Raw genomic sequence first — 25,548 nt, 5'->3', positions numbered from 1 at the left:
CGGGCGGATTGGGAGGGTCATGGTAGGGACGACTTCCGCGCCTTGGCAACGTCGCGGGAATTTTCCCGTTAGCGCCGCTTTGACGGGATTTAGCGAAGTTTGCTAGCAAGAAGCACTGCGCTTGTGGCTAGCGTGCCGCCATCTCCACGCAATCGCGCGCGCTCTTTATTTGCTGCGTCGCGCTGTCGCATGCCGTGGGAGGCTCTCCTCTCCCGCGCGCGGGAGAGGGGAGCAAACAAGCTGCAAGGATGACTTCTTCAAGCCGGCCGCCACGACGGCGTGCGCTTTTCCAGGAACGACTTCACCCCTTCGCGTCCCTCTTCCGACGCCCGGATGCTGGCGATGCGCTCTGCCGTATCCGCCAGCAGGTCGTTGTCGATGGCGCGCCCGGCGATGTCCTGCACCAGCCGCTTGCTCTCGCGCACGGCATTGGGACTGTTGGCCACCAGCGCGGCGGTCAGTTCGGCAACCTTGGCGTCGAGCGCCTCGGCCGGCACCACCGCATGCAGCAGGCCCAGGCGCAGCGCCTCGGCCGCGTCGAAGCGCTCGGCGGTGATGAAGTAGCGGCGCGCGGCCTGCTCACCCATGGCACGGATCACGTACGGGCCGATGGTGGCGGGCAGCAGGCCCAGGCGCGCCTCGGACAGGCAGAAATGCGCATGCTCGGCCGCCACCGCGATATCGCATGCGGCCACCAGGCCCATGCCGCCGGCATAGGTGTCACCCTGGATGCGCGCGATCACCGGGCGCGGGCACGACCAGATGGTGTGCAGCATCTGCGCCAGCGTCAGCGCATCGGCGCGGTTCTGGTCGTCGGAGTAGCCCGCCATCTTCTTCATCCAGTTCAGGTCGGCGCCGGCGCAGAAGGCCGGGCCGCTGCCGGCCAGCACGATGGCGCGCACCTCGTCCATGTCGCCCAGCGCGCGGAAGGCGCCGGTCAGCTCGGCGATCACGGTCTCGTTGAAGGCGTTGCGCACGTCGGGCCGGTTCAGCGTGACGGTGGCGACGTGGTTGGCGATATTGACGGTCAGGGCAGTGAATTCCATGGTTCGCTCCGTTGGCGGATATGGCGGATAGGGATGATGCGGCTCAGGCGCCCGGATCGAAGGGCAGCCCCAGCGAGCGAAAGAACTCGCCCACCTCCGGCAGCCACACCGGGATGCCTTCGCGCGCGCTGAACAGGCGGTGCGAGTCGGCGCCGAACTCGCCCACGTCGACCAGCCGGGCCTGCGCCGCGGGACCGCTGGCGCGCGCCTTGAAGGCGTTGAACATGCGGCCGGGCAAGGGCACCGGCCAGTAGCTGTCATTCTCGCCATAGACCCACAGCGAGGGGTAGCGCGCCACGCTGCCGTAGCTGGCGAAGGCATCGACCAGGCGCTCTTCCCAGTCCGGGCAGTTCAGGTTGCGCAACCCGCCGGCAAAGTTGACCACGCCGCGCACGCCGGGATAGGCGATGGTGCTGAATGCCATGGTGGTCAGCCCGCCGTGCGACTGGCCGATCACGACGATGCGGTCCATGTCGACATAGGGCTGCGTGGCCATGTAGTCGAGCGTGGCGACTACGTCGTCGGCCTGCATCATGCCATTGGTCTCGATGTCGCAGCTGCCGCCGATATAGGCGCCGCCCGAGCGCGCAAAGCCTTGCCGCATCGGCAGCACCACCACGTAGCCGCGGCGCAGGAACTCCACGCTCTGCGCCGGGAAGCGCGCGCGCCCCTGCATGGCGGGCCGGCCCGGCGCCTTGCCGTGGTTGATCACCACCAGCGGGAACGGCCCGGCGCCGGGCGGCTTGAACACCGTCGCTTCCAGGTCGATGCGCGAGGGGATCGCGGCCTTGGGCAGCATCACCACCTGCTCCTGGAAGCGCACGCGCGCCGCCGACTGGCCGTTGTCGTTCGCCATCTGCGCATGCCCGCACAGCGGTGCCAGCAGGGCAAGCACCGTGGCCAGGGCGAGGCGGTGAAACAGGCGGGCGGCGCGGCGCATCGGGGGTCAGGCAATATCGGGCGGTGGAGCGTTACACGCTTACATGCGGAACACGCCGAACTTCATCTCGTCGATCGGCGCATTGAGGCTGGCCGACAGGCCCAGTCCCAGCACCGTGCGCGTCTGCGCGGGATCGATCACGCCGTCGTCCCACAGCCGCGCGCTGGCGTAGTACGGGTGGCCCTGGTGCTCGTACTGGTCGCGGATCGGCTGCTTGAAGGCATCTTCTTCCTGCGCGCTCCACTGGCCGCCCCTGGCTTCGATGCCATCGCGGCGCACCGTCGCCAGCACGCTCGCGGCCTGCTCGCCGCCCATCACCGAGATGCGCGCGTTCGGCCACATCCACAGGAAGCGCGGCGAATACGCACGGCCGCACATGCCGTAGTTTCCCGCGCCAAACGAGCCGCCGATGATCACCGTGAACTTAGGCACCTGCGCGGTCGCCACCGCCGTCACCATCTTGGCGCCGTTGCGGGCGATGCCTTCGTTCTCGTACTTGCGCCCCACCATGAAGCCCGTGATGTTCTGCAGGAACACCAGCGGGATCTTGCGCTGGCAGCACAGCTCGATAAAGTGCGCGCCCTTCAGCGCCGACTCCGAGAACAGGATGCCGTTGTTGGCAACGATGCCGACCGGATAGCCCCAGATGCGCGCGAAGCCGCATACCAGCGTGGTGCCATAGCGCGCCTTGAACTCGTCGAACTCCGAGCCGTCGACCAGGCGCGCGATCACCTCGCGCACGTCGTACGGCTTGCGCGTGTCGGTCGGGATCACGCCGTACAGCTCCTCCACCGGGTACAGCGGCTCGACCGGCTGGTGCAGGCGGATCTGGTCCGGCTTGCGGCGGTTCAGGTGCTGCACGATATTGCGCGCCAGGCTGAGCGCGTGGTGGTCGTTCTGCGCGAAGTAGTCGGCCACGCCGGACAGGCGCGTATGCACGTCGGCGCCGCCCAGGTCCTCGGCGCTGACCTCCTCGCCGGTGGCCGCCTTCACCAGCGGCGGGCCGCCCAGGAAGATGGTGCCCTGGTTCCTGACGATGATCGATTCGTCGCTCATCGCCGGCACGTAGGCGCCGCCCGCGGTACACGAGCCCATCACCACCGCGATCTGCGGGATGCCGCGCTTGGACAGGTTGGCCTGGTTGTAGAAGATGCGGCCGAAGTGGTCGCGGTCGGGGAAGACCTCGTCCTGGTTGGGCAGGTTGGCGCCGCCGGAATCGACCAGGTAGATGCACGGCAGGTGGTTCTCCTCGGCGATCTCCTGCGCGCGCACATGCTTCTTGACCGTCATCGGGTAATACGTGCCGCCCTTGACGGTGGCGTCGTTGCAGACGATCACGCATTCCTGCCCGGCCACGCGGCCGATGCCGGTGATGATGCCGGCGCCCGGCGCGGCATCGTCGTACATGTCGTACGCGGCCAGCTGCGACAGCTCCAGGAACGGCGTGCCCGGGTCGAGCAGCTGCTGCACGCGCTCGCGCGGCAGCAGCTTGCCGCGCGCCAGGTGCTTGTCCCGTGCGGCCGCGCCGCCGCCTTCGGCCAGCTTCGCGATCTTCGCCTTGAGGTCGGCCACCAGCGCGCGCATGGCCTCGGCATTAGCCTTGAACGATTCGGAGCGGACGTTCAGTTTGGTTTCGAGCGTGGGCATCTCGGAGTCTCTCGCTGCCAGATAGGGTTGTGCGCCGCCTGCCGCCGTGCTGCCGCGGCCGGGCTCAGCCGGCGGCCTTGGGTAACGGATGCCCCGGCATCAGGTCGTAGGGATGCTTCCAGCCCGGCAACGCGCGGAAGCGCTCGGTCCACGCATGGATATGCGGATATTCCTTGCGCCAGTGCACGCCGATCTCGTCATCGAAGAAAACGTAGCCCGCCAGCGAGAAGTCGGCGATGGTGGGGCGCTCGCCCAGCACGAAGTCGCGCCCGGCCAGGTGTGCGTTCAGTATGTTCCACGCGCCTTCGCAGCGCGCGCGGAAGAACTCCAGCACGGCGGCATCGGGCGACCTGGCGAAGTTGCGCATGAAGCGGTAGGTGGCGGTGTACGAGGTGAACTTGTGGTTGTCGAACAGCAGCCAGCGCAGCACCTCGGCGCGCTCGGCTTCGTTGCGCGGGCCGAACGCATCCAGCCGCGCGGCCAGCGTCTCGAGGATGGCGCCGGACTGCGACAGGCGCTGGCCGGCGAACTCCAGCACCGGCACCTCGCCCATCACGTTGATGGCGCGGTATTCGGGGGTGCGGGTCTCGCCGTTGAAGAAATCGACAAAGCGCGCCCGCCAGAGTGGCTGATGCGGCGGCTGGCCGCGCTGCACGCCGACGGTTTCGAGCAGCTGCGCCACCTTGTAGGCGTTGCCGGACTGGGCAAAGCAATACAGCAGGTACTCCGGCTCTTTCTGCTTGTCGATGCTCATGGTGCCTCCCCGATGATGTCGCCATCCACATAAAGCCAGCGCGGCAGCTCGCCCGGGGCGCGCGCCTCGCAGACAAAGCGGCTGCGCTCATGCAGCCGCCAGGCGCGCCCGCCTACCTTGTAGCGCGCCACGAATTCCACTTCGGCATGCGTGTCGTCCTGCTGCGCATGCGCCTTGACCGTCAGGCCGAGCCAGCGCGTCGCGGTGTCGGGCACCAGGTCGGGCGGGCAGGTAGACGCATGCCAGGTCTGGCGCAGCCAGCCGAGGTCGTTCAGCACATAGGCGCTGTAGCGCGAGCGCATCAGCGCCTCGGCATTGGGCGGCAGCGCCTCGCCGCGGTGAAAGCGGCCGCAGCAGGCGTCATAGTCCGCACTGCCGCACGGGCACGGCACCGGCCCTGCCTTGGGCAGGCGCTGCGGGACCTTGGCCGCCCTGGCCGCCTTCGCGCCCGTCATCCCACCAGCTCCGGCAGCTCGCGCATGTCGGTGAAGATGGTGCGCGCGCCGGCCTCACGCAGTTGCGCGGCATCGTTGCGCGCGGCGTAGCCGAACACCGTCATGCCGGCCGCCACGCCCGCGGTCACGCCGGTCGGGCTGTCTTCCACCACGGCGCAGCGCGCCGGCTCGACGCCCATGGTGCGCGCGGCCAGCAGGTACACGTCCGGCGCCGGCTTGCTGCGCGCCACCTCGGTGGCCGAGAAGATATGCTCGCGCTGGTCCTGCTGGAACAGCTCGACCAGCCCGGTCTTGGTCAGCTGCAGCTTGACCTTGACGCGGTCCGCGCCCGACGCCACGCACACCGGCATGCCGGTGGCCGCGACCGCGCGGATGGCCTCGCGCACATGCGCCACCGCCACAACCTCTTCTTCCAGCACCGCATTGCGGCGCGCCAGCCAGGTCGACAGCCAGTTCTCGGGCAGCGGCGCGCCGCGCATGCGTTCGATCATGTCGAGCTCTTCGCGCACCGCGCGGCCCAGGAACAGGCGCGTGGAGTCTTCCAGCGAGATCTCGATGCCGAGTTCGTTCAGCATCTGGTTGAGCACGCGGTTGACGATGGGCTCGCTGTCGACGAGCACGCCGTCGCAATCGAAGATCACACAATCGAAGCGGCCGGAATGGCCGGGGGTTGCTGCAGTCATGCGGGTTTCTTTTCCTTGGTATCGAGGTTGGGCACGGCCCGGAGCTCGGTCTGGCGGCGGCTCTTCAGGTGGGCCTCGACCTGGTCGAAGCGGTCGAAGCCCCAGAACGGCTCGCCGTCGACGATGACGAAGGGCGAGCCGAACACGCCCTTGGCCATCGCCACCTCGATCTCGGCCTTGAGCTGGTCCTTGATCTGGTAGCTGCTGGCGCCGGCATCGAGCGCCTGCACGTCCACGCCCAGCGGCTCGGCCAGCTTCATGATCTCGGCCGGCTCGGCAATGTTGATGTCGTCGACGAACAGCGCGCGGTACACCGAACGGGCAAAGGCCGCGGCCAGGTCGTCGCCGTGATGGTTCTGCAGCCACAGCATGGCGCGCGCGGCATGCGTGGTCGGCAGCGGGAAATGCGTGGGACGCTTGTAGTCGATGCCGTGGAAGCGCGCGGTACGCTCGAAGTCGCGCCAGCTGTAGTCGCCCTTGAGCGGCAGCTGCGGCAGCGGCGACGCGCCGGTGGTCTTGAACACCACGCCCAGCAGGATCGGATGCCAGGCGACGTTGCGCCCGTACTTCTGCGCCAGGTCGTCGATACGGGTGCTGGCGAAGTAGCCGTACGGCGAAGAGAAATCGAAGTAGAAGTCGATCGCTGCGGTCATGTCGGGGCCCTATTCTTGTGGTGGCAGGTCCGGTTGCGGGAATACGTGACGCCGGCGCGGCACGCCTGCTCATCGTACGCGCAAATGGCGGCGCTAGGCCAGCGCGCGCGCGATCAGGATCTTCTGGATGTCGCTGGTGCCCTCGTAGATCTGGCACACGCGCACGTCGCGGTAGATGCGCTCGACCGGGAAGTCGCTGACGTAGCCATAGCCGCCGAACACCTGGATCGCGTCGGAGCAGACCCGCTCCGCCATCTCGCTGGCGAAGAGCTTGGCCATCGCCGCTTCCTTCAGGCAGGGACGGCCGGCATCGCGCAGCGCGGCGGCGTGCCACACCATCTGGCGCGCGACGTCGATGCGCGTGGCCATCTCGGCCAGGCGGAACTGCACCGCCTGGTGCTGGAACAACGGCTGGCCGAAACTCTCGCGTTCCTTGGCATAGGCCAGCGCCGCCTCGAACGCGGCGCGCGCCATGCCGATGCTCTGCGAGGCGATGCCGATGCGGCCGCCCTCCAGCCCCGACAGCGCCATCTTGTAGCCGCCGCCCTCGTCGCCGAGCAGGTTCGCGGCCGGCACGCGGCAATCCTCGAACAGGATCTGCGCGGTGTCCGACGAATGCTGGCCAAGCTTGTCCTCGAGCCGCGCGACCACGTAGCCCGGGGTCGAGGTCGGCACGATGAAGGCGCTGATGCCGCGCTTGCCGGCGGCCTTGTCGGTCACCGCCAGCACGATCGCCACGTCGGCGTTCTGCCCGCTGGTGATGAACTGCTTGACGCCGTTGAGCACGTAGTGATCGCCGTCGCGGACCGCCGTGGTGCGCAGCGCCGAGGCATCGGAGCCGACGTGCGGCTCGGTCAGGCAGAACGCGCCGAGCATCTCGCCGCGCGCCAGCGGCACCAGCCACTGCTGCTTCTGCGCCTCGCTGGCGAACGACATCAGCATGCTGCACACCGGGCAGTTGTTGACGCTGATGACGGTGGAAGTGCCGCCGTCGCCGGCCGCGATCTCTTCCAGGATCAGCGCGAGCGACAGGTAGTCGAGGCCGGCGCCGCCGTATTCTTCCGGCACGGCCACGCCATAGGCACCCAGCGCCGCCAGTTCCCGATGCACGTCCTTGGGAAAGGTCTTGTCGCGGTCCCACTGCGCGGCCTGCGGCGCGATCACCTCCTGCGCGAACTGGCGCACGGCGTCGCGGATCATTTCCTGTTCGGGGGTCAGCAGCATGTCGGTTCGGGGTTGGGTTGTGCGCACGCCCTTACCAGGGGATGGGCGTGCCGTCGTAGTTGTGGAAGGTGCCGTTGTCGCGGCGCTTGACGCTGGCCAGCACCTGGCGCATGCCCTTGACGCTCTGCTGCACGGTCAGGTCGGCTTCCTGGCCGCCCATGTCGGTCTTGACCCAGCCGGGATGCAGCGCAACGCAGGTAGCGTGGCGCGCGTCCAGCGCCACCGCGCGCAGCGCGGCGTTGGCGCCCGCCTTGCTGACGCGGTACAGCCAGCTGGTGCTGTGCTCCATCGCGCCGATGCTGCCCATGCGCGACGACAGCACCGCCAGCACGCCGCCGTGGCCGGACTGCCCGGCCTCGACATAGGGCAGCAGCAACGGCAGCGCCATCATCGGCCCGAGCACGTTGACGTGCATGACGCGGTCGAACTCTGGCGGCGTGACCGGCTGCGCGCTCTCGGTGCGCGGCCCCATCACGCCGGCGTTGTAGACCGCCACGTCGAGCGCCTCGCCGTCGAGCTTCCAGCCCAGGCCCGCCACCGCGCCGGCATCGGACAGGTCAGCCTGGTGCGCCTCGGCGCCAAGCGCCTCCAGCGCACCGACGCCTTCGGGCGTGCGCGCCGCCGCGATGACGCGCCAGCCGTCGGCACGGTACTGGCGCACGAATTCAAGGCCGATGCCGCGCGAGGCACCGAGGATGAGGGCGGTTGGCAAGGGTTGCTCCTTGTTCTGGGTACGCACAGGTTAAGCAAACTGCCTCTGTACGGCTCCCCTCTCCCTTTGGGAGAGGGGTTGGGGGAGAGGGCCGGCGTTGCCACGAAGTGAAGCCTGTCGTGCTTGGCCGGCTTCTGCCCTCTCCCCCGGCCCCTCTCCCGCGAGCGGGAGAGGGGGAAATCCAAGCGGTTAGCGAACGTGCGTTACAGCAGCTCGATCCCCACCGCCGTCGCCTCCCCACCGCCGATGCAAAGGCTCGCCACCCCCCGCTTGCCGCCGGTCTTGCGCAGCGCGCCGATCAGCGTGGTCATGATGCGCGCGCCCGAGGCCCCGATCGGGTGACCCAGCGCGCAGGCGCCGCCGTGGATATTGACCTTGTCGCGCGGGATCTTGAGATCGTGCATCGCTGCCATCGGCACCACGGCGAAGGCCTCGTTGATCTCGAACAGGTCGACGCTGTCGGTGCTCCAGTCGAGCTTGCGGTACAGCTTGGCGATGGCCTCGACCGGCGCGGTGGTGAACCAGCCCGGCGCCTGCGCGTGGGTGGTGTGGCCCAGCATGCGCGCGATCGGCTGCAGGCCCAGCGCCTTCGCGGTGGAGGCGCGCATCATCACCAGCGCCGAGGCGCCGTCGTTGATCGACGACGACGAGGCCGCGGTGATGGTGCCGTCCTTGGCAAACGCCGGCCTGAGCGACGGGATCTTGTCGAGCTTGATGCGGCGCGGGCCTTCGTCGGTGTCGATCACGGTGTCGCCGCCCTTGCCCGCCACCGTCACCGGCGCGATCTCCCAGCGGAAATCGCCGTTCTCGGTGGCCTGCTGCGCACGGCGCACGCTTTCCATCGCGAACTCGTCCTGCTGCTGGCGCGTGAAGCCGTACTTGGCGGCGCAGTCCTCGCCGAAGGTGCCCATGGCGCGGCCCTTGTCATACGCGTCTTCCAGGCCGTCCAGCATCATGTGGTCGTAGATCATGCCGTGGCCGATGCGGTAGCCGCCGCGGCCCTTGGGGATCAGGTAGGGCGCATTGGTCATGCTTTCCATGCCGCCGGCCACGGCAATGTCGAACGAGCCCGCGAGCAAGCCGTCATAAACCGTCATGGCCGCGCGCATGCCCGAGCCGCACATCTTGTTGACGGTGGTGCAGCCCACGCTGAGCGGCAGGCCCGCGCCCAGCGCGGCCTGGCGCGCCGGGGCCTGTCCCTGGCCGGCTGGCAGCACGCAGCCGAACACCACTTCCTCTACCTGCTCGGGCTTGATCCCGGCGCGCTCGACCGCGGCGCGGATAGCCGTGGCGCCCAGCTGCGGCGCGGTGACGCTGGCGAATTCGCCCTGGAACGCAGCCATCGGCGTGCGGGCGGCTGAAACGATGACGATCTCTTCCATCTCGGGTCTCCTGGATCGGTAGCTAGGTAGCGTTGGTGGCGGATAGGGGGGTCAGCGGATCGACGCCTGCGGCGGCTCGCCGTACTGGCGGTAGGCCGCGGCCAGCTGCTCGTGCAGCTCGTCGTTGTTGCTGGCGGCCATGCCGAGGTCGCGCAGCAGGCCGTCGGACACGCCGTAGATCCAGCCGTGCACGGTGATGGCCTGGCCGCGGGACCAGGCGTCCTGGATCACGGTGGTCTGGCAGACGTTGTTGACCTGCTCGATCACGTTGAGCTCGCACAGCCGGGTGTGGGCGTCTTCCTCGCGCAGGATGGTGCCGAGGTAGGACTCATGCTTGTCGGCCACGTCGCGCACATGGCGCAGCCAGTTGTCGGCCAGGCCGATGCGCTCGCGCTTGAGCGCGACCTTGACGCCGCCGCAGCCGTAGTGGCCGACCACGGTGATATGGCGCACCTTGAGCACCTCCACCGCGAACTGGATCACCGACAGCGCGTTCAGGTCGCTGTGCGCGATCACGTTGGCGATGTTGCGGTGGACGAACACCTCGCCCGGGGCCAGGCCCAGGATCTGGTTGGCCGGCACGCGCGAATCGGAGCAGCCGATCCACAGGTATTCCGGCGCCTGCTGGTTGGCCAGGCGGGTGAAGAAGGCCGGGTCTTCCGCGTTGACGCGGTCGACCCAGTCGCGGTTGTTGCGAAACAGCTGGGCGATGGCGTCATTCATGCGACTCTCCTTGCAGGGCCGGCGGCGGGCTGCGGGTCGGCCTGATTGACGGACGGCCCGGTGGCAGCGCCGTAGCGGTGAATAAATCGTTCTGAAGCGTGGTAGGCAAAGAAGTCATGGACATGTCCGGCCAGCAGCCGGTCCTTGTGGCTCTGCCACATGGCAGGGTCAAAAAAATCCGCATGGTGACGCAGGAACGCCGCGCGTACGCGCGCGTCACCCAGCAGGAAGGTGCGGAAGGTCTCGGGAAAGATGTCGTGCGGGCGCACGGTGTACCAGACTTCGCCCGACATCTCCTCTTCCTCGTTGCGCGGCTGCGGCACGTGGCGGATGTTGCAGTCGGTCAGGTACTCGATCTCGTCGTAGTCGTAGAACACCACGCGGCCGTGGCGCGTCACGCCGAAGTTCTTGTACAGCATGTCGCCCGGGAAGATGTTCGCCGCAATCAGCTCCTTGATCGCGTTGCCGTATTCGATCACGCCGTGCTCGACCTGCGCGTCGGAACCCTCCTGCAGGTAGATGTTCAGCGGCGTCATGCGGCGCTCGATATAGACGTGGCGCACCACGATCTCTTCGCCGCCGTCCTTGGCGCGCTGGTATTCGATCATCGACGGGGCCAGCTGCTCGAACTCGCGCACCAGCGCCTCGTCGAAGCGCGACAGCGGGAACGCCACGTCGGAGTATTCGAGGGTATCGGCCATGCGGCCGACGCGATCGTGCTGCTTGACCAGCTGGTACTTCGACTTGACCAGCTCGCGCGTGGTTTCCTTGGGCGCCGGAATCACGTCGCGGATCACCTTGAACACATAAGGGTACGACGGCAGCGTGAACACCAGCATCACCAGCCCGCGGATGCCGGGCGCGATGATGAACTGGTCCGACGAATGCTGCAGGTGGTGCAGGAAATCGCGGTAGAACAGGTTCTTGCCCTGCTTCTGCAGGCCCAGCGAGGTATAGATCTCCGCGCGCGGCTTGCGCGGCATGATGTCGCGCAGGAAGGTCACGTAGGCCGACGGGATCTCCATGTCGACCATGAAGTAGGAATGCGTGAACGAGAACAGGATCAGCAGCTGTTCCTTCTTCAGCAGCACGGTGTCGAGCACCAGCTTGCCCGAGGGCCCGTGCAGGATCGGGATCGCCAGCGGGAAGGTGCGGTCGCCGTTCAGGATGCGGCCGATGATGAAGGCCGCCTTGTTGCGGAAGAACAGCGACGACAGCGTGTGGATCTGGAAATTCGGCGCGATGCGCAGGTCGCCGAAATGCTCGCCGACGGCGCGCACCACGTAGCCGATGTCGCGCGGCAGGTCTTCGAACGGGCGCTCGAGCTGGAAGTTGTGGACGACGCGCTCGAAGCACGCGGCCATGCCGTCGCGGCTGCCCGGGTAGTAGGCGCGGAAGGTCGGGCGCGTCGGCGATTCCTCGTTCTCGATGTATTCGGTCGAGATCGCCGGGCGCACGAAGATGAAATCGTTGTTGAAGTACGAGCGGTGCAGGATGCGCGTGCACACCGAGTTGAAGAAGGTCTCGGCCAGCTCGGGCTGGTGATGGTTGGTCAGCAGCCCGATGTAGTGCAGCTTGATCTGCTGCCAGATCTCGTCCTCGATGTTCTCGGCGTCGTATTCGTCTTCCAGGATCACGCTGGATTCGCGCACGCGCTCGTTGTAGAACGCGATGCGGTCGCGCTGGATCTGCTGCAGCCCGTGCCAGTCGCCGGCCTCGAACTTCAGCTTGGCCTGGTGGCTGACCTCGCGGAACAGGCGGTAGTGCTTGTCGAACCCGTCGAGCATCGTTCTCGCCACATCGTAGGCAATCTGCGAGGAGAGCAGTTTGGGGAAGTGGGACATGGGTCGACGGGGGCGACTGCGTGAGGGTCTTGCGACGGGTAGTGAGATTGTAAATGGGTTCCGGGCCAGGGCCCCGGATGTCCGGGGACGCCGGAGGTGATTCCGGCGTCCCCGCCCGCCGTTACATCGTTTCCGCGAACAGCTCGCGCCCGATCAGCATGCGGCGGATCTCCGAGGTGCCGGCACCGATCTCGTACAGCTTGGCGTCGCGCCACAGGCGCCCGGCCGGGTATTCATTGATATAGCCGTTGCCGCCCAGGATCTGCACGGTCTCGCCCGCCATCCAGGTGGCCTTCTCGGCGGTGTACAGGATCACCGCGGCGCAGTCCTTGCGCACCTGGCGCACGTGGTCGCTGCCGAGCGCGTCGAGGTTCTTGCCGACCGTGTACAGGTAGCTGCGCGCCGCCTGCAGCGTGGTGTACATGTCGGCCACCTTGCCCTGGATCAGCTGGAATTCGCCGATGCTCTGGCCGAACTGCTTGCGGTCGTGGATATACGGCGTGACCACGTCCATGCACGCCTGCATGATGCCGACCGGGCCGCCCGACAGCACCGCGCGCTCGTAGTCCAGGCCGCTCATCAGCACCCTGGCGCCGCCGTTCTCGGCACCCAGGATGTTCTCGACCGGCACTTCCACGTCCTCGAACACCAGCTCGCCGGTGTGCGAGCCGCGCATGCCCAGCTTGTCCAGCTTCTGCGCCACCGAGAAGCCCTTCATGCCCTTTTCGACGATAAAGGCGGTCATGCCGCGCGCGCCCAGCTCGGGCTCGGTCTTGGCGTAGACCACCAGCACGTCGCAGTCCGGGCCGTTGGTGATCCACATCTTGGTGCCGTTCAGCACGTAGCGGTCGCCCTTCAGTTGCGCGCGCAGCTTCATGCTGACCACGTCGGAACCGGCGTTGGGCTCGCTCATCGCCAGCGCGCCGATCCATTCGCCCGAGACCAGCTTCGGCAGGTACTTCGCCTTCTGCGCCGGCGTGCCGTTGCGGTGGATCTGGTTCACGCACAGGTTGGAATGCGCGCCGTACGACAGCCCCACCGAGGCCGAGGCGCGGCTGATTTCCTCCATCGCGATCATGTGCGCCAGGTAGCCCATGTTGGCGCCGCCGTACTCCTCGGCCACGGTGATGCCGAGCACGCCGAGGTCGCCCATCTTCTTCCAGGCGTCCATCGGGAACTGGTCGGTACGGTCGATCTCGGCCGCGCGCGGGGCCAGTTCGGCCTGCGCCCAGTCGCGCACGGCGCCGCGCAGCATTTCGATGTCTTCGCCCAGATCGAATTTCAGCCCTGGCAATTCAGTCATGATGGTCTCCTGTAGGAATCGGTGTGTCGGTGGGTTCCGGGATCGCCGGATCGATCGGTTCAGACGTGGCCCAGCGTTTTGACCACGCACAGCGTCATCAGCATGGTCGCCACCGGCTTGCGGCGGCCTTGCTGCTCGACGTAGACATCGCCCTGGGCCACGATCAGCGTGCGCCCGGGCTTGAGCACCCGCCCCACCGCCACCAGGCGTTCGCCCTGGGCGGGGGACAGCAGGTTGATCTTGTATTCGGCGGTCAGCCCCGCCTCCTCTTCGCCGACCAGAGTCAGCGCGGCATAGCCGCAGGCGCTGTCGGCCAGCGCGCCGACCACGCCGCCGTGGAAAAAGCCGTGTTGCTGGGTCACGCCCTCGGACCACGGCATCGCCAGTTCGACCTCGCCGCGCTGCACGCGCGCCAGCTCGGCGCCGAAGGTCCGCATCAGCCCCTGGCGCGAGAAGCTGGTGGCAATGGCGTCGGCCCGCGCGGCGGGCAGCGGTTCCGGTTCAGCGGGCACGGCATGGGCGAGGGAGGCGGTCATGGCGGGTTCCGGTGTGGGGCCAGTCTGGACGGGCAGCGCACGGCCAACGCGCTGTCCGGCTATTCTATTTACGTTTACGTAAACGTCAATCCTGGATCGCACCAACTCGCGCGCAAAGTGGCGCTTCAGGCGGCATGGGTCGGGTCCGGCGCATCGTCGCCGGCCTGCGCCGCCAGCAACGCCTTGCACTGGCGCTCATGCTGGTCGATCTCGGCCAGTTGCGCCTGCAGGTCTTCCAGCTGGCGCTCGAGCGCGCGCCGGTGCGCCGCAAGCGCGACCAGGAACCGGTCCAGTTGCGGGGCGGTATCGCGCGGCGATTCATACAGGTCAAGAATTTCGCGGATCTCGTTGAGAGTAAGCCCCAACCTTTTGCCGCGCAGCGTGAGCTTCAGCCGGGTCCGCTCGCGGCCGTTGTAGACCCGCTTGCGTCCGCCCGGCCCCTCGCGCTGCGGCGACAGCAGGCCCTGGTCCTCGTAGAAGCGGATCGCGCGTGGCGTGACGTCGAACTCACGCGCGAGGTCGGTGATGGTGTAGGTGGCGGAAGCCGCCGCTGGAGTCGCTGACATGGCCTGACCAAAGAAAGTGAACGGTCGTTCGTTGCGAAGTCAAGTTTTCGCTTAAGATGGAAACGAACCCGTATTGTTGACGTTTACGTTAGCGTCAACCAGATCGGCTGGCAACCGGTGCTTGCACGCCCCCTCGCGCGCGATCAGGGACGTGCCGGCAGAATGAGAAAGCCCGCGCCCCGCCGCCAGGCTTCGACCACGAGACTCCCCATGAACGCACTCGAACACCAGCTCCAATATCCGTTCGGCGACACCATGCCGGCGCCCGGCACCAGGCAGGAGGTCGCCCCCGGCGTCTACTGGCTGCGCATGCCGCTGCCGTTCGCGCTCGACCATATCAACCTGTGGCTGCTGCGCGACCGCCTCGACGGACGCGAGGGCTGGACCATCATCGACTGCGGCATCACCAACGACACCATCAAGGCGCACTGGGAAACCATCTTCGCCAACGAGCTGGAAGGCCTGCCGGTGGTGCGCGTGCTGGTCACGCACAGCCATCCCGACCACGTCGGCCTGGCGCACTGGCTGTGCCGGCGTTTCGACGTGCGCCTCTGGATGAGCCTGGGCGACTACATGAGCGCGCGCGTGATGGGCAGCGGCACGGGGGCCGGCTCCAGCGCCGGCGGCGAAGCGGCCGCCGCGCATTTCGCGCTGCACGGCCTGACCGATCCCGACAGCCAGGAAAAGCTGCGCGCGCGCAAGACCTACTACCCGTCGCTGGTGCCCGACCTGCCGACCCAATACCGCCGCCTGATGGAAGGCGACACGGTGCGGGTCGGCACCGACCCGGCGACCTCCGGCTGGCGCGTGATCACCGGCTTCGGCCATTCGCCCGAGCATGTGGCGCTGTATAACGCCGCCACCAATGTGCTGGTTTCCGGCGACATGGTGCTGCCGCGCATCTCGACCAATGTCAGCGTGTTCGACATGGAGCCCGAGGCCAATTCGCTGCAGCTCTACCTGGATTCGCTGGGCAAGTACGAACCGCTGCCGCAGGACGTGCTGATCCTGCCGTCGCACGGCCGCCCCTTCCGCAACCTGCATACCCGCATCATGCAGCTGCGCGAACACCATGCCGACCGCCTCGCCGAAACGCTGGAGGCGTGCCGCGAAAAACCCTGCAGCGCACACGACATCGTCAGCGTGATCTTCAAGCGCCAGTTCGACATCCACCAGATGACTTTCGCCATGGGCGAGTCGCTCGCCCACCTGCACTGCCTGTGGCACCGCGGCGAGCTGGTGCGCGCAACCGGCGACGACGGCGTAATCCGCTTCCGCGCCGCCTGACCAGGCCGGCTCCTCAGTTGGCGGCCGCCAGCGCCGCCAGGTAGCGCACCCCGTCGACCGCGCGGCTGCCGTACCACGACAGCATCTCGCCGTCGACCAGCAGCACCGGCTTGCCGAGCTGGCGCTCGAGCGCGTCGGCGTGGTCTTCGGTAAAGCGGTAAGGCTCGGTCGACAGCAGCACCAGGTCGAGCTCGCGCACCAGCGCGTCGCTCCAGCGGAAGCTGGGATAGCGCTCGCCGGGCGCATTGGGACGGCTGCAGTCGCCGCCCTGGCAGGCTTTATCGGCCTCCACGCCGGCCGGCCAGGTGTGCCAGTTGGCCAGCGCCAGCATGCGGCTGATATAGGTGTCGCGCGACACCGTCATCCACGGGTCCTGCCAGATCGCGTACAGCACGCGCCGCGCCGGCCATGGCCGCACGCGGATTGCATCCAGTTGCGCCTGCAGCGCCGCGCACAGCGCCTCGGCCTCGGCGTGGCAGCCGAAGATGCCCCCCAGCAGCCGGTACAGCCCGAGGTTGTCCTCGGGCGCGCACGGATGGGTGACGATCACGTTGGGCACGAAGCCGCGGATCTCGTCCACGGTCTCGCGCCGGTTCTCGTCGATATTGACCACCACATGGGTGGGCGCCAGCGCGCGCAGCCGCGCCACGTTGACGTCCTTGGTGCCGCCCACCTTGGGCACAGCGCGCACCGCCGGCTCCGGGTGGATGCAGAAGCCGGTGCGCGCCACCATCTGCCGCGCCAGCCCGAGCGCAAACAACAGTTCGGTCACCGACGGCACCAGCGAGGCGATCCGCACCACGCCGGTGGCGGCGGCATGCTGCTGGCCGATGGCGTCGCGCCACATCTCAGGGCTCCCGGGCAGCGTCGGCACGGCGCGGCTTGCGCGGCGCGCCCGCGGCGAGCGCGTCGTACAGCCAGCGCGGCATCACGTGCAGCAGCGCCGCCACCACGCCCATCGGCCACGGGATCACGCGGAAGCGCCGGCCCGCGGCGATCACGCGCACGGCCTTGCGCGCGAACACTTCGGCATCGGTCAGGAACGGCATGCGGTACGGGTTGTCCGCGGTCATCGGCGTGCGAATATAGCCGGGCGCGATCGTGACCACGCGGATGTCGTGCCGGCGCTGCTCCAGCCGCAGGCTTTCGAGCAGCTTGATCACCGCCGACTTGGAAGCGCTGTAGGCCCCGGCGCCCGGCAGCCCGCGCACGCCGGCAACGCTGGCAATGCCCACCAGCGTGCCGCGCCGCCCGAAGTGGCCGGGCTCGCGCGCCTGCATCGCGTGCAGGAACGGCTGGAAGGTGGTCAGCACGCCGAACCAGTTGGTGTCCATGACCTGGCGGAAGGCGTCCAGGTCCTCGCGCTCGCTGGCGACGGTGCCAACCGAGACCCCGGCATTGGCGATCACCACGTCCGGACAGCCGAAATGGCCAAGGAAGTCTTCCGCCGCGAGCGCCATCGCGTCGGCATCGCGCACGTCGGCGCCATAGACCCGCACCGCGCCCGGGTTGGGCAGCGTCGCCACGAACTCGCGCAGCGCGTTCTCGCGGCGCGCCACCAGGCCGAGGATGGCACCCTGCGCGGCGTACTCGCGCGCGAGCGCCTGGCCCAGGCCGCTGGAGGCGCCGGTGAGGAAGACTTTGAGGGGACGCATAGAAGCGAAGGCGACTTGAAATGAAAAACGGCTGGTACAGGATACCAGCCGTTTGGCTTGCCACAGGCCTTTGACATCCTGCCTGGGTACTCCCACTCCCACTCCCTCTCCCGCTCGCGGGAGAGGGAGTGGGGTGAGGGCGGGAATATCGACGAAGTACAGCGCGTCGGTATGCCTGCGCCTGCCCTCACCCCCTGCCCCTGTCCCGCAAGCGCGAGAGGGGAGACAGCCGGCGGCTTAAGAACGGCCGCCAGTCACAATCACATCTTCTTCGCCTTGATCTGCTCCACCAGGTAATCCATGGTCTGCACCGCGCCCTGCTTGTTGCCGGCGATCGACGGCGAGGTCACGTACTTGCCCTGCACCACCACGGTCGGCACGCCGTCGATCTTGTAGGCGTCGGCGATCTTGTTGGCGCGCTGCGAATTGGTCGTCACCGTGAACGAGTTGTACGCATCCAGGAAGGCCTTGCGGTCGACGCCGTTCTTGGCCATGAAATCGGCGATCTCGTTGGGGTCGGTCAGGCGCTTGCGGTCCACGTGGATGGCGCTGAAGACCTTGTTGTGCATGGCGTCGAGCTTGCCGATGGCTTCCAGCGCGTAGAAGATCTTGGTGTGCGGCAGCAGGTCGTCGCGGAAGGCGACCGGCACGCGCTTGAACACCACATTGCCGCCCTGCTTCTTGACCCACGCCTCCAGCTCCGGCTCGAAGTCATAGCAGTGCGGGCAGCCATACCAGAAGAACTCGGTCACCTCGATCTTGCCCGCCGCCACCGGCTGGGGCGTCTTCAGGACCTGGTATTCCTTGCCTTCGGTGGGTGCCGCCTGCGACGGGGCGGACATCAGCAGGCCGCCCACGGCGGCGAACATGGCGAACAGTGCGGCGAGTTTTTTCATTTGAGAACGGCCTTGCGGTTTGGACGATGAGCGTATGACAGCGGCGGCGGCACCCGGTTCATCGGCGCCCCCGCTGGATCTGGCGGGAACCTGTTGCTGCGGTGTTGCGGCGGTTACCGGGTATTGGGCGGTGCCGGCTTACTGCTTGGTAAAGCGGATCACCGAAGCCTCGAAACCGGACGACTGCAGCCGGTCGCGTGCCTTGTTCATGTCTTCGATGCGGTTGAACGGCCCCAGGCGCACCCGGTACATCTTGACCCCGTTGACGTCACGCTCGGTGATGCGGGCCTCGAAGCCCTGCATCGCCAGGTTGGCCTTCTGTCGATCGGCGTCGTCCGACGAGCGGAACGCGCCCACCTGCAGCAGGTAGCCGACCTTGTGCGCATCGGCCTGGGCGATCTCGGCGATCGGGTCGGACACCGGCTTCTCGGCGGGCTTGCTGGCGATCGGCTTGTCAGCCGGTTTTTCCACCGGCTTTTCCAGCGGCCGCTCCACCGGCTTTTCCGCCGGGCGGGCCGCCACCGGCGGCTGGCCGTTCTGCTTGGGCTCGGGCTCCGGCGCCTGCCCCACCGGCTTGGCCGGGGTCTTGCTCCACAGCGGCTTGTTGGGGTCGCTCGGGCCCTCGTCGGCGCGCTGCGCCGGGGCCGGCAGCTGGCTGGTGACGTTGCCCGGCTCGCTCGGCCGGGGGGCGTGCTTCTGCTGGAACGGCGTCGGCGACTTGGTGATGTACAGGGCGACCACCACGGCGATGGCCAGCCCGACGATCAGCCCGAGCACCAGGCCCAGGAACGTACCGCCGCGTTGCTGGCTGCGGCGGACATTGCGCGACTCGCGCTTGCGTTGCTGTTGCATGAAGTCCTCTTCGGTGATGCCGGGATTATAGAGCCAGTGCCGCCGGCGGCCGCACTGGATCGTCCCCGGGGCCGGCTGGCCCCGTGCGTCGCCCGGCGCGCGTGCCGGGCGCCGACTGCCTGCTTACATGCGGCGCGGAGCGGACACCCCGATCACCGCCAGGCCGTTGCGCAGCACCTGGCGCGTAGCGGCCAGCAGCGCCAGGCGGGCGCGCTTGACGGCTTCGTCGTCGACCAGCACGCGGTCGGCGTTGTAGAAGGCGTGGAAGTCGCCGGCCAGGTCGCGCAGGTAGAAGGCCACCGCGTGCGGCGCCAGTTCGGCCGCGGCGGCCGACAGCATGTCGGGGAAATCGGCCAGGCGCTGTCCCAGCGCCTGCGCCTGGGCGCTGGCTTCGGCGCCGGTCACGGCAGACAGGTCGGCGCCGGCCAGCTCGGCCAGACGCGCTTCCCAGTCCGCGCCGCCCCACGACTCGAAGATCGAGCAGATGCGGGCATGGGCGTACTGGACGTAGTACACCGGGTTCTCGTCGTTCTGCTTGAGCGCCAGGTCGACGTCGAACACGAATTCGGTATCGGCCTTGCGCGACAGCAGGAAGAAGCGCACCGCATCGCGGCCGCGGGTGAAGTGCGCGGGCCAGTCGGCCACGCCGCCGTCGAGGCAGCCGCGGATGGTCTCGTCACCGCCGTTGGACCATTCGATCAGGTCGCGCACGGTGACGTAGGAGCCAGCGCGCTTGGAGATCTTGACCTCCTCGCCGTTCTTCATCACGGTCACCATCTTGTGCAGCACGTAGTCGGGATAGCCCTGCGGGATGCCGATGTCCAGGCCCTGCAGGCCGGCGCGCACGCGCGCGATGGTGCCGTGGTGGTCGCTGCCCTGCACGTTGATGACCTTGGTGAAGCCGCGCTCCCACTTGGTGGTGTGGTAGGCCACGTCCGGCACGAAGTAGGTATAGGTGCCGTCGCTCTTCTTCATCACGCGGTCCTTGTCGTCGCCGTCGTCGGTGGTGCGCAGCCACAGCGCGCCCTCGCTCTCGTAGGTCTTGCCTTTACCGATCAGCGACTGCACCGCGGCGTCGACACGGCCGTCGCTGTACAGCGAGGACTCCAGGTAGTAGCGGTCGAACTTGACGCCGAAGGCCTGCAGGTCGATGTCCTGCTCGTTGCGCAGGTAGGTCACGGCAAACTTGCGGATCGAGTCGATGTCGTCGACGTTGCCCGACGCGGTCACCGGCTCGCCGTCGGAAGCGCTGACGGTCTTGCCGGCGAGGAAGTCGGCGGCGATGTCGGCGATGTAATCGCCGTTGTAGGCGGCCTCGGGCCAGCTGGCATCGCCCGGCTTCAGGCCGCGCGCGCGCGCCTGCACCGACAGCGCCAGGGTCTGGATCTGCACGCCGGCGTCGTTGTAGTAGAACTCGCGGTGCACGTGCCAGCCCTGCCACGACAGCAGGTTGGCGAGCGCATCGCCCAGCGCCGCCTGGCGGCCGTGGCCGACGTGCAGCGGGCCGGTCGGGTTGGCCGAGACGAACTCCACCAGCACCTGGCCATGCACGCCGCGCTCGCGCGCGCCGTAGTGGTCGCCCTGGTTCAGCACCGCGCGCAGCACCTCGGCCTTGGCCGCCGGCGTCAGGCGCAGGTTGATGAAGCCGGGACCGGCGATCTCCATCGCCGCGACCAGCTCCTGCGCGCGCGCATCGGCCTGCACCGCGGCGACGATGCGCTGCGCCAGCTCGCGCGGATTGCTCTTGAGCGCGCGCGCGACCTGCATGGCGATATTGCAGGCCAGGTCGCCATGGGCGGCGACCTTGGGCCGCTCGAAGGTGACGCCGGGCAAGGTGGCATCGGCCGGGGCGAGCGCGCGCACGGCATCGGTGAACGCGGCGGCAAGATTTGAGGTCTGAACAGGCAGCATGGATGTCGGAAGCCCTGTGGGCTGGTATTCGGGCGCAGGCCTCGCGGGCCGCGCCGGTGCCACGTACGCGGCAAGTGACGGCGAATCAACGCCGCGCCGCGTGCCTGGCATGGGAATCGGGAACGCGCAATTTTATCAGGTGCTATGCTGACATCATGCGCAAGGACGGCCACGGACCACAATCCGCTCCGGCGGCCGCACCGGACCATGCCCGAACCGGCGCGGCATCCCGCCCCGGGGACGCCGCCCACCGTTCTCCGTGAAAGGAAAAACCATCATGCTGATCACCTTCAAATCCCACGCCGCGCAGGACCTGATCATGATGAAGGATCTGGCCGTGACGCTCCTGGGCATCATCGGCAAGCATCTGGGAGAACGGGGGGTGATCACCGTCGAAGAACTGCCGCACGCGATCCGCAAGCTTGAAGCGGCCGTGGCCGACGCGCGCCGCGCGCATCCGGCCGACACCGCGGTCGAGGCCCGGCCCGATGCCGACGACGAAGCGGAAGAGCCGCTGCACCTGGGGCAGCGCGCCTATCCCTTCCTCGACATGCTGCGCGCGTCGCAGCGCGAAGGGGTCAATGTCCTCTGGGGCGTCTGAGCGGCGCCCGCCGGCCGCAAGGCGCTGAGCGCCGCTGCGCGCCGGTCCGGCGGCGGCGGATAAAAAAAGGTTCATCGAGGAATTCCGGGGAAGGCTGCGCGGATTTTGAGGAAGAAGTATTCCTCGTCGCGATAGCCGTACGCGCGGCGCTTGATGACCTTGATGGTGTTGTTGATGCCTTCGACCACGCTGGTGTTCAATGGGTGGCGGCAGCGGGCCAAGATGCCATGCCAGTAGCCTTGCAGGCGCTTCGCAAACAACTCCAGGGCAGGTATTCGGCTCTGCCGAGCCTGCTCGCACCATTGCTCCCAAGCTTTTTGCGCCCACGCCGGGCGGCGGTAGAACCATAGCCGCTTTAGCTCGTCGCGCAACAGATAGACTGTCAGCAATGGCCGGTTCGCCTCCAGGACCTCATCCAGATGAACCGCCTGGGGGACGCTCAAGTTCTCCCGATTCCGCAGCAGTAGCCAGCGTGTGGACTTGAGCACCCGTCTGGCCGGCCGATCGTGCCGCAGCTGATTGGCCTGATCCACCCGTACTCGGTCGATGACCTCACGCCCGTACTTAGCTACCACGTGGAACAGGTCGAAGACCACCTCTGCTTGCGGGCAATGCGCCCGGATCTCCAACTCATACGCGGTCGTCATGTCGATGGCGACGGCCTCGATGCGCTGCGCAACGCCGGCGGGGAGCTGCTCAAAGAAGGCTCGGGCGGTCTCGCGTGAGCGCCCCTGTCCGATCCAGAGCACCTGCCGCCCAATGGGGTCGACTACCACCGTGGCATATCGATGCCCCTTGTGTAGCGCGAACTCATCCATGGCCAGGTAGCGGATATTGGACCAGTCCGGCTCGGCCACTGCCTCACGCAAGCGAGCCTTATCGATCGATTTAACTGTGTGCCAGCCCAGATCGTAGAAGGCCGCCACCGCCTGCACCGTACAGTGGCGCAACAAGTGGCCGCAAGCCTGGGCCAAGCGGGCCGTCACGCGTTGGTAGCGCCCAAGCCATTCCAGCCGCTCCAGCCTCGGACCGCCGCAACGGTCGCACCAAACGCGCCGGCGCGGCACGTGCAGTACGACCCGATACTCGAACAGCGGAAGGTCCCGGACTCGCCTGACCACTGTCTCATGCACCTGATGGCAGCGCGCGCCACACTCCTCGCAATGCATGACCTTGCTGACCGGCTTCAAGTACAACGACAGCGTACGGCTCTCTCCCTCCGGCCATTCCACGCGCTCCAGCCGGTAGCCCTTCCAGCAACCCAGTGCTTGCAGCGTCTTGCGATCCAGCACACATCCCCCTGATACCTGAAGAAACAGACATCAGCATACAAAATGTGCTCTTTCGGGCCACGGTTTTCTGCGAAGAACCTAAAAAAACACCCGGCACCACAGCTGGCGGCCGGGCTTCCGGACGAGGGTTCCGGAAAGGGGGGAATTCCGGCGGAGCCCGGCTGGCGCGCCAGCCGGATCTCCGGGTCAGGTCTTGCCGGCTGATCCGCGCGGCTATTCCTCATCATCGGCATGGTGCCGGCCGTTGGCCAGCAGCAGCCCGATCAACGCGCCGACGGCAGCGGCAATCGCCAGCGCCTTTAGCGGGGATTCGGCCACGCGGTGCTGGGCCTGCACTACCGCGCCGTCCACGCGTTCGCGCGCGCGCATCATGCCGTCGGCGGTCTGGGCGCGCAGGCGGTGCGCCATGTCGCTGGCGCGTTCACGCAGGCGGTGGCCGGCCTGGAGGCTCTCGGCAGAGCCCTCGCGCGCCAGCACCTGGATGGTGTGCTCGAGCTGCGAGATCAGCGACTTGACTTCGCTCGACACCGGCGCCGCGGCCTCGCGCGTATCGCGCGCGGCATGCTTGATATGGCGGATCGCACTGTCGGCACTGTCGGACAGGTGGTTCAGTTCCTTCCGGACTTTGGGGTTCTGCGTCAGCATACGGTCTCCTCAGGTTCGGGTCGGCGAGGGCGTGACGCCGGCTTGCGCCGGCTTTATCGTCCCCTGCGAACCAGTCCCATCACCGCGGCAACCAGCGCCACGACCAGGAAGATGAAGAACAGGATCTTGGCGATTTCCACGGCGCCGGCGGCAATCCCGCCGAAGCCGAAAATCGCGGCGATCAGGGCGATGACGAAAAATACGAGTGCATATTGCAGCATGGCTAGGCTCCCGAAGATTTCGGACCTGGCCAGGCGCCCTGGCTGGGCCCATGTGAGGCTTGCGCCAACGGGTGCAAGCTCATAGCCTCATCGTAGAAAGCCACGCTTCGTGCCAATACCGACAGGCAGCCGATTCCGCTGTCAGCCAAGTCCTACAACGGCGGCCGCGCGCCACGCAGCTGCCGCGCCGGCGCGAAATGCGACCCGGAAACCGGCGCCGGGTTGACCCATGGCGGTCGATGTGATTCCATGGGCCCTCCCTTGGCGCCGCGGCGGGCGAGCGCGCCTTCACGAGAGGAATTGCCCCATGTTCAAGCAGTCATTTCTCCCTCACACGCTGTTGCTCGCGGGCGGCATCCTGCTGACCCTGGCGGTGCTGGTGGCGTCGGAAACCGGCAATATCCGCCTGCGCGAAAGCTATACCGACGTGATCCGCTCGCAGCGCCTGCAGACCGAGCTGGCCGCGCTCAACGGCGAGCTGGTCAATGCCGAGGCCGGCCAGCGCGGCTTCCTGCTGACCGGCAAGGAAAGCTACCTGGAGCCCTACTACAAGGCGCTGCCGCGCATCGCCGAACTGATGGCGCAGATCCGCGCGGGCTACGCCAATGACCCGGAAGGCCTGAAGCAGTTCGGCGACACCTCCAAGCTGGTCAACAGCAAGCTCAACGAGATGGCGCTGACGCTGGTGTACGGCAAGCGCGACCTCGAAGTGGCGCTGGACCTGATCCGCACCGACTACGGCAAGCAGACCATGGACAACGCGCGCCGCGGGCTCGACCAGCTGCAGGCGCGCGAGGCCGGCGCGGTCTCGCACCGGCTCGAGGGCGCCGAGAACGACGTGCAGCTGTCGCGCTACGGCATTGGCCTTCTCACCGCCATCAACATCATCCTGCTGATGGCGGTCGGCATCGGCCACGCCAAGCGGCTGTCGATGGCCGAGGCGGTGCGCACCCAGCTCGAAGAGGAAAGCGTGCGGCTGGACCGCAAGGTGCGCGCGCGTACGCGCCAGCTGTCGGCGCTGGCGGGCCACCTGCAGCGCGTGACCGAAGACGAGAAGACCCGGCTCGCGCGCGAACTGCATGACGAACTGGGCGCGATCCTGACCGCGATCAAGCTCGACCTGCACTGGGTGCGCCGCAAGATACAGGCGGACCAGCCGGTGGCGGCCGAGCGCCTGACGCGCGTGATGCTGCATGTGGACCAGGGCATCCAGATCAAGCGCCGCCTGATCGAGGACCTGCGCCCCACCGTGCTGCTCAACCTTGGCCTGCGCGCGGCAGTCACTCAGCTGGTCGAGGAAGTCGGCGCGCGCAACAACTGGCAGACCGGGGTCAGCGTGCCCGAAGACCTGCCGGCGCTGCGCGACGAAGCCGCGATCGCGCTGTACCGGATCGTGCAGGAATCGCTGACCAATGCCAGCAAGTACTCCGAGGCCAGGCACGTCGATGTGTCGCTGGCGTGCCAGGGCGAACTGCTGACGCTGACCGTGCGCGACGACGGCAAGGGCCTGCCGCCGGACTTCGACGCCGGCAGCCAGGCCGGCCACCACGGCTTGCTGGGGATGGAGCAGCGCGTCACCGCGCTCGGCGGCAGCATGCAGATCGATTCGTCGCCGGATGCCGGGGTACGGATCCGGATCGAGGTGCCGCTGACCGCATCGGTGCTGGCGCCGGCCGAAGAACCCGAGAGTCCGGAGCCGGCACGCGCCTGAGGTGTCAGG

At 67.7% G+C, this 25,548-nt stretch carries 26 protein-coding genes; 3 read left to right on the top strand and 23 right to left on the bottom strand.

Annotated features, from left to right (window positions below; genetic code table 11):
* Positions 1–257 precede the first annotated feature (257 nt).
* The 15 genes from CBM2586_RS00715 to CBM2586_RS00645 form a co-directional block, all read right to left on the bottom strand.
* Positions 258–1,046, bottom strand: a complete 789-nt coding sequence (locus CBM2586_RS00715; protein ID WP_115686613.1) for an enoyl-CoA hydratase/isomerase family protein — start codon at positions 1,044–1,046, stop codon at positions 258–260.
* Between the two features lie 43 nt (positions 1,047–1,089).
* Entirely contained in the window at positions 1,090–1,986 is an 897-nt protein-coding gene (locus CBM2586_RS00710) for a dienelactone hydrolase family protein (protein WP_115663312.1), read from the bottom strand.
* Positions 1,987–2,025: 39 nt separating this feature from the next.
* A complete protein-coding gene (locus tag CBM2586_RS00705; protein WP_115686612.1) occupies positions 2,026–3,633 on the bottom strand; it encodes a carboxyl transferase domain-containing protein in 1,608 nt (535 codons plus the stop codon).
* Between the two features lie 64 nt (positions 3,634–3,697).
* Positions 3,698–4,387 carry a glutathione S-transferase family protein gene (locus CBM2586_RS00700; RefSeq protein WP_115686611.1) on the bottom strand — a complete coding sequence of 230 codons (690 nt, stop codon included), beginning with the start codon at positions 4,385–4,387 and terminating at the stop codon, positions 3,698–3,700.
* On the bottom strand, positions 4,384–4,842 hold the full coding sequence (locus CBM2586_RS00695; protein WP_115663315.1) for a YchJ family protein: 459 nt from the start codon (positions 4,840–4,842) through the stop codon (positions 4,384–4,386). The genes CBM2586_RS00700 and CBM2586_RS00695 overlap by 4 nt, the downstream gene beginning before the upstream one ends.
* Positions 4,839–5,525 carry an HAD family hydrolase gene (locus CBM2586_RS00690; protein ID WP_115686610.1) on the bottom strand — a complete coding sequence of 229 codons (687 nt, stop codon included), beginning with the start codon at positions 5,523–5,525 and terminating at the stop codon, positions 4,839–4,841. The genes CBM2586_RS00695 and CBM2586_RS00690 overlap by 4 nt, the downstream gene beginning before the upstream one ends.
* Positions 5,522–6,178, bottom strand: coding sequence for a 2-hydroxychromene-2-carboxylate isomerase (locus CBM2586_RS00685; RefSeq protein ID WP_115663317.1), 657 nt, complete (start codon positions 6,176–6,178; stop codon positions 5,522–5,524). The genes CBM2586_RS00690 and CBM2586_RS00685 overlap by 4 nt, the downstream gene beginning before the upstream one ends.
* A 93-nt stretch (positions 6,179–6,271) precedes the next feature.
* Positions 6,272–7,402: an acyl-CoA dehydrogenase family protein gene (locus tag CBM2586_RS00680; RefSeq protein ID WP_058698937.1), complete on the bottom strand. Its 1,131-nt coding sequence runs from the start codon at positions 7,400–7,402 to the stop codon at positions 6,272–6,274.
* 31 nt (positions 7,403–7,433) lie between these two features.
* On the bottom strand, positions 7,434–8,114 hold the full coding sequence (locus tag CBM2586_RS00675) for an SDR family oxidoreductase (RefSeq protein WP_062796281.1): 681 nt from the start codon (positions 8,112–8,114) through the stop codon (positions 7,434–7,436).
* A gap of 203 nt (positions 8,115–8,317) precedes the next feature.
* Positions 8,318–9,496 (bottom strand): acetyl-CoA C-acetyltransferase, encoded by a 1,179-nt coding sequence (locus CBM2586_RS00670; RefSeq protein WP_115663319.1) that lies wholly within the window; start codon positions 9,494–9,496, stop codon positions 8,318–8,320.
* Between the two features lie 51 nt (positions 9,497–9,547).
* A complete protein-coding gene (can, locus tag CBM2586_RS00665; protein ID WP_115663320.1) occupies positions 9,548–10,219 on the bottom strand; it encodes a carbonate dehydratase in 672 nt (223 codons plus the stop codon).
* Positions 10,216–12,063 carry a bifunctional isocitrate dehydrogenase kinase/phosphatase gene (gene aceK / locus CBM2586_RS00660; protein WP_115663321.1) on the bottom strand — a complete coding sequence of 616 codons (1,848 nt, stop codon included), beginning with the start codon at positions 12,061–12,063 and terminating at the stop codon, positions 10,216–10,218. The genes can and aceK overlap by 4 nt, the downstream gene beginning before the upstream one ends.
* Before the next feature lie 121 nt (positions 12,064–12,184).
* Positions 12,185–13,366 carry an isovaleryl-CoA dehydrogenase gene (locus CBM2586_RS00655; RefSeq protein WP_115663322.1) on the bottom strand — a complete coding sequence of 394 codons (1,182 nt, stop codon included), beginning with the start codon at positions 13,364–13,366 and terminating at the stop codon, positions 12,185–12,187.
* A gap of 59 nt (positions 13,367–13,425) precedes the next feature.
* Positions 13,426–13,902 (bottom strand): PaaI family thioesterase, encoded by a 477-nt coding sequence (locus CBM2586_RS00650; protein WP_115663323.1) that lies wholly within the window; start codon positions 13,900–13,902, stop codon positions 13,426–13,428.
* A 125-nt stretch (positions 13,903–14,027) separates the two neighbouring features.
* Positions 14,028–14,468, bottom strand: a complete 441-nt coding sequence (locus CBM2586_RS00645; protein WP_115663324.1) for a MerR family transcriptional regulator — start codon at positions 14,466–14,468, stop codon at positions 14,028–14,030.
* Between the two features lie 210 nt (positions 14,469–14,678).
* On the opposite strand from CBM2586_RS00645, the gene CBM2586_RS00640 reads away from it, so the two are divergent.
* Positions 14,679–15,755 (top strand): MBL fold metallo-hydrolase, encoded by a 1,077-nt coding sequence (locus CBM2586_RS00640; RefSeq protein WP_115686609.1) that lies wholly within the window; start codon positions 14,679–14,681, stop codon positions 15,753–15,755.
* A gap of 13 nt (positions 15,756–15,768) precedes the next feature.
* Here the strand turns inward: CBM2586_RS00640 and CBM2586_RS00635 are convergent, their stop codons facing one another.
* The 5 genes from CBM2586_RS00635 to argS all read right to left on the bottom strand — a co-directional run bounded on the left by CBM2586_RS00635 (position 15,769) and on the right by argS (position 21,069).
* Positions 15,769–16,602 carry a helical backbone metal receptor gene (locus tag CBM2586_RS00635; protein WP_115686608.1) on the bottom strand — a complete coding sequence of 278 codons (834 nt, stop codon included), beginning with the start codon at positions 16,600–16,602 and terminating at the stop codon, positions 15,769–15,771.
* Position 16,603: 1 nt separating this feature from the next.
* Positions 16,604–17,410, bottom strand: a complete 807-nt coding sequence (locus CBM2586_RS00630; RefSeq protein WP_115686607.1) for an SDR family oxidoreductase — start codon at positions 17,408–17,410, stop codon at positions 16,604–16,606.
* Positions 17,411–17,670: 260 nt separating this feature from the next.
* Positions 17,671–18,306: a thiol:disulfide interchange protein DsbA/DsbL gene (locus tag CBM2586_RS00625; protein ID WP_115663328.1), complete on the bottom strand. Its 636-nt coding sequence runs from the start codon at positions 18,304–18,306 to the stop codon at positions 17,671–17,673.
* 138 nt (positions 18,307–18,444) lie between these two features.
* The gene (locus tag CBM2586_RS00620) at positions 18,445–19,158 is read right to left on the bottom strand and encodes an SPOR domain-containing protein (protein ID WP_115663329.1); all 714 of its coding nucleotides are present in this window, start codon (positions 19,156–19,158) and stop codon (positions 18,445–18,447) included.
* A gap of 123 nt (positions 19,159–19,281) precedes the next feature.
* Positions 19,282–21,069, bottom strand: a complete 1,788-nt coding sequence (gene argS, locus CBM2586_RS00615) for an arginine--tRNA ligase (protein ID WP_115686606.1) — start codon at positions 21,067–21,069, stop codon at positions 19,282–19,284.
* A gap of 277 nt (positions 21,070–21,346) precedes the next feature.
* Between argS and CBM2586_RS00610 the strand changes: the two genes are divergently transcribed.
* The gene (locus tag CBM2586_RS00610; protein ID WP_115663331.1) at positions 21,347–21,670 is read left to right on the top strand and encodes a DUF1840 domain-containing protein; all 324 of its coding nucleotides are present in this window, start codon (positions 21,347–21,349) and stop codon (positions 21,668–21,670) included.
* A gap of 71 nt (positions 21,671–21,741) precedes the next feature.
* On the opposite strand, the gene CBM2586_RS00605 is transcribed toward CBM2586_RS00610, so the two are convergent.
* The 3 genes from CBM2586_RS00605 to CBM2586_RS00595 all read right to left on the bottom strand — a co-directional run bounded on the left by CBM2586_RS00605 (position 21,742) and on the right by CBM2586_RS00595 (position 23,828).
* Entirely contained in the window at positions 21,742–22,962 is a 1,221-nt protein-coding gene (locus tag CBM2586_RS00605) for an ISL3-like element ISRta1 family transposase (RefSeq protein WP_012353615.1), read from the bottom strand.
* A 213-nt stretch (positions 22,963–23,175) separates the two neighbouring features.
* The gene (locus CBM2586_RS00600) at positions 23,176–23,607 is read right to left on the bottom strand and encodes a DUF883 family protein (RefSeq protein ID WP_115663332.1); all 432 of its coding nucleotides are present in this window, start codon (positions 23,605–23,607) and stop codon (positions 23,176–23,178) included.
* A gap of 53 nt (positions 23,608–23,660) precedes the next feature.
* A complete protein-coding gene (locus CBM2586_RS00595; protein ID WP_010812883.1) occupies positions 23,661–23,828 on the bottom strand; it encodes a DUF1328 domain-containing protein in 168 nt (55 codons plus the stop codon).
* Positions 23,829–24,135: 307 nt separating this feature from the next.
* Here CBM2586_RS00595 and CBM2586_RS00590 point away from each other — a divergent pair, with 307 nt between their 5' ends.
* The gene (locus CBM2586_RS00590; protein ID WP_115663333.1) at positions 24,136–25,539 is read left to right on the top strand and encodes a sensor histidine kinase; all 1,404 of its coding nucleotides are present in this window, start codon (positions 24,136–24,138) and stop codon (positions 25,537–25,539) included.
* Positions 25,540–25,548 lie beyond the last annotated feature (9 nt).

It is taken from the genome of Cupriavidus taiwanensis (genome assembly GCF_900250115.1).
GTDB lineage: Bacteria > Pseudomonadota > Gammaproteobacteria > Burkholderiales > Burkholderiaceae > Cupriavidus > Cupriavidus taiwanensis_B.
Note: the sequence above shows the minus strand (reverse complement) of the source record. Positions and strands in the feature narration are given on the sequence as shown.

Coding starts and splice junctions, on each gene's coding strand:
- CBM2586_RS00620 (WP_115663329.1), bottom strand. CDS start 19,158: ATGCAACAGCAACGCAAGCGCGAGTCGCGCAATGTCCGCCGCAGCCAG.
- CBM2586_RS00635 (WP_115686608.1), bottom strand. CDS start 16,602: ATGTGGCGCGACGCCATCGGCCAGCAGCATGCCGCCGCCACCGGCGTG.
- CBM2586_RS00705 (WP_115686612.1), bottom strand. CDS start 3,633: ATGCCCACGCTCGAAACCAAACTGAACGTCCGCTCCGAATCGTTCAAG.
- CBM2586_RS00690 (WP_115686610.1), bottom strand. CDS start 5,525: ATGACTGCAGCAACCCCCGGCCATTCCGGCCGCTTCGATTGTGTGATC.
- aceK (WP_115663321.1), bottom strand. CDS start 12,063: ATGTCCCACTTCCCCAAACTGCTCTCCTCGCAGATTGCCTACGATGTG.
- CBM2586_RS00700 (WP_115686611.1), bottom strand. CDS start 4,387: ATGAGCATCGACAAGCAGAAAGAGCCGGAGTACCTGCTGTATTGCTTT.
- CBM2586_RS00600 (WP_115663332.1), bottom strand. CDS start 23,607: ATGCTGACGCAGAACCCCAAAGTCCGGAAGGAACTGAACCACCTGTCC.
- CBM2586_RS00595 (WP_010812883.1), bottom strand. CDS start 23,828: ATGCTGCAATATGCACTCGTATTTTTCGTCATCGCCCTGATCGCCGCG.
- CBM2586_RS00695 (WP_115663315.1), bottom strand. CDS start 4,842: ATGACGGGCGCGAAGGCGGCCAGGGCGGCCAAGGTCCCGCAGCGCCTG.
- CBM2586_RS00655 (WP_115663322.1), bottom strand. CDS start 13,366: ATGACTGAATTGCCAGGGCTGAAATTCGATCTGGGCGAAGACATCGAA.
- CBM2586_RS00610 (WP_115663331.1), top strand. CDS start 21,347: ATGCTGATCACCTTCAAATCCCACGCCGCGCAGGACCTGATCATGATG.
- CBM2586_RS00630 (WP_115686607.1), bottom strand. CDS start 17,410: ATGCGTCCCCTCAAAGTCTTCCTCACCGGCGCCTCCAGCGGCCTGGGC.
- can (WP_115663320.1), bottom strand. CDS start 10,219: ATGAATGACGCCATCGCCCAGCTGTTTCGCAACAACCGCGACTGGGTC.
- CBM2586_RS00710 (WP_115663312.1), bottom strand. CDS start 1,986: ATGCGCCGCGCCGCCCGCCTGTTTCACCGCCTCGCCCTGGCCACGGTG.
- CBM2586_RS00685 (WP_115663317.1), bottom strand. CDS start 6,178: ATGACCGCAGCGATCGACTTCTACTTCGATTTCTCTTCGCCGTACGGC.
- CBM2586_RS00680 (WP_058698937.1), bottom strand. CDS start 7,402: ATGCTGCTGACCCCCGAACAGGAAATGATCCGCGACGCCGTGCGCCAG.
- CBM2586_RS00640 (WP_115686609.1), top strand. CDS start 14,679: ATGAACGCACTCGAACACCAGCTCCAATATCCGTTCGGCGACACCATG.
- CBM2586_RS00645 (WP_115663324.1), bottom strand. CDS start 14,468: ATGTCAGCGACTCCAGCGGCGGCTTCCGCCACCTACACCATCACCGAC.
- CBM2586_RS00625 (WP_115663328.1), bottom strand. CDS start 18,306: ATGAAAAAACTCGCCGCACTGTTCGCCATGTTCGCCGCCGTGGGCGGC.
- CBM2586_RS00670 (WP_115663319.1), bottom strand. CDS start 9,496: ATGGAAGAGATCGTCATCGTTTCAGCCGCCCGCACGCCGATGGCTGCG.
- CBM2586_RS00715 (WP_115686613.1), bottom strand. CDS start 1,046: ATGGAATTCACTGCCCTGACCGTCAATATCGCCAACCACGTCGCCACC.
- CBM2586_RS00590 (WP_115663333.1), top strand. CDS start 24,136: ATGTTCAAGCAGTCATTTCTCCCTCACACGCTGTTGCTCGCGGGCGGC.
- argS (WP_115686606.1), bottom strand. CDS start 21,069: ATGCTGCCTGTTCAGACCTCAAATCTTGCCGCCGCGTTCACCGATGCC.
- CBM2586_RS00650 (WP_115663323.1), bottom strand. CDS start 13,902: ATGACCGCCTCCCTCGCCCATGCCGTGCCCGCTGAACCGGAACCGCTG.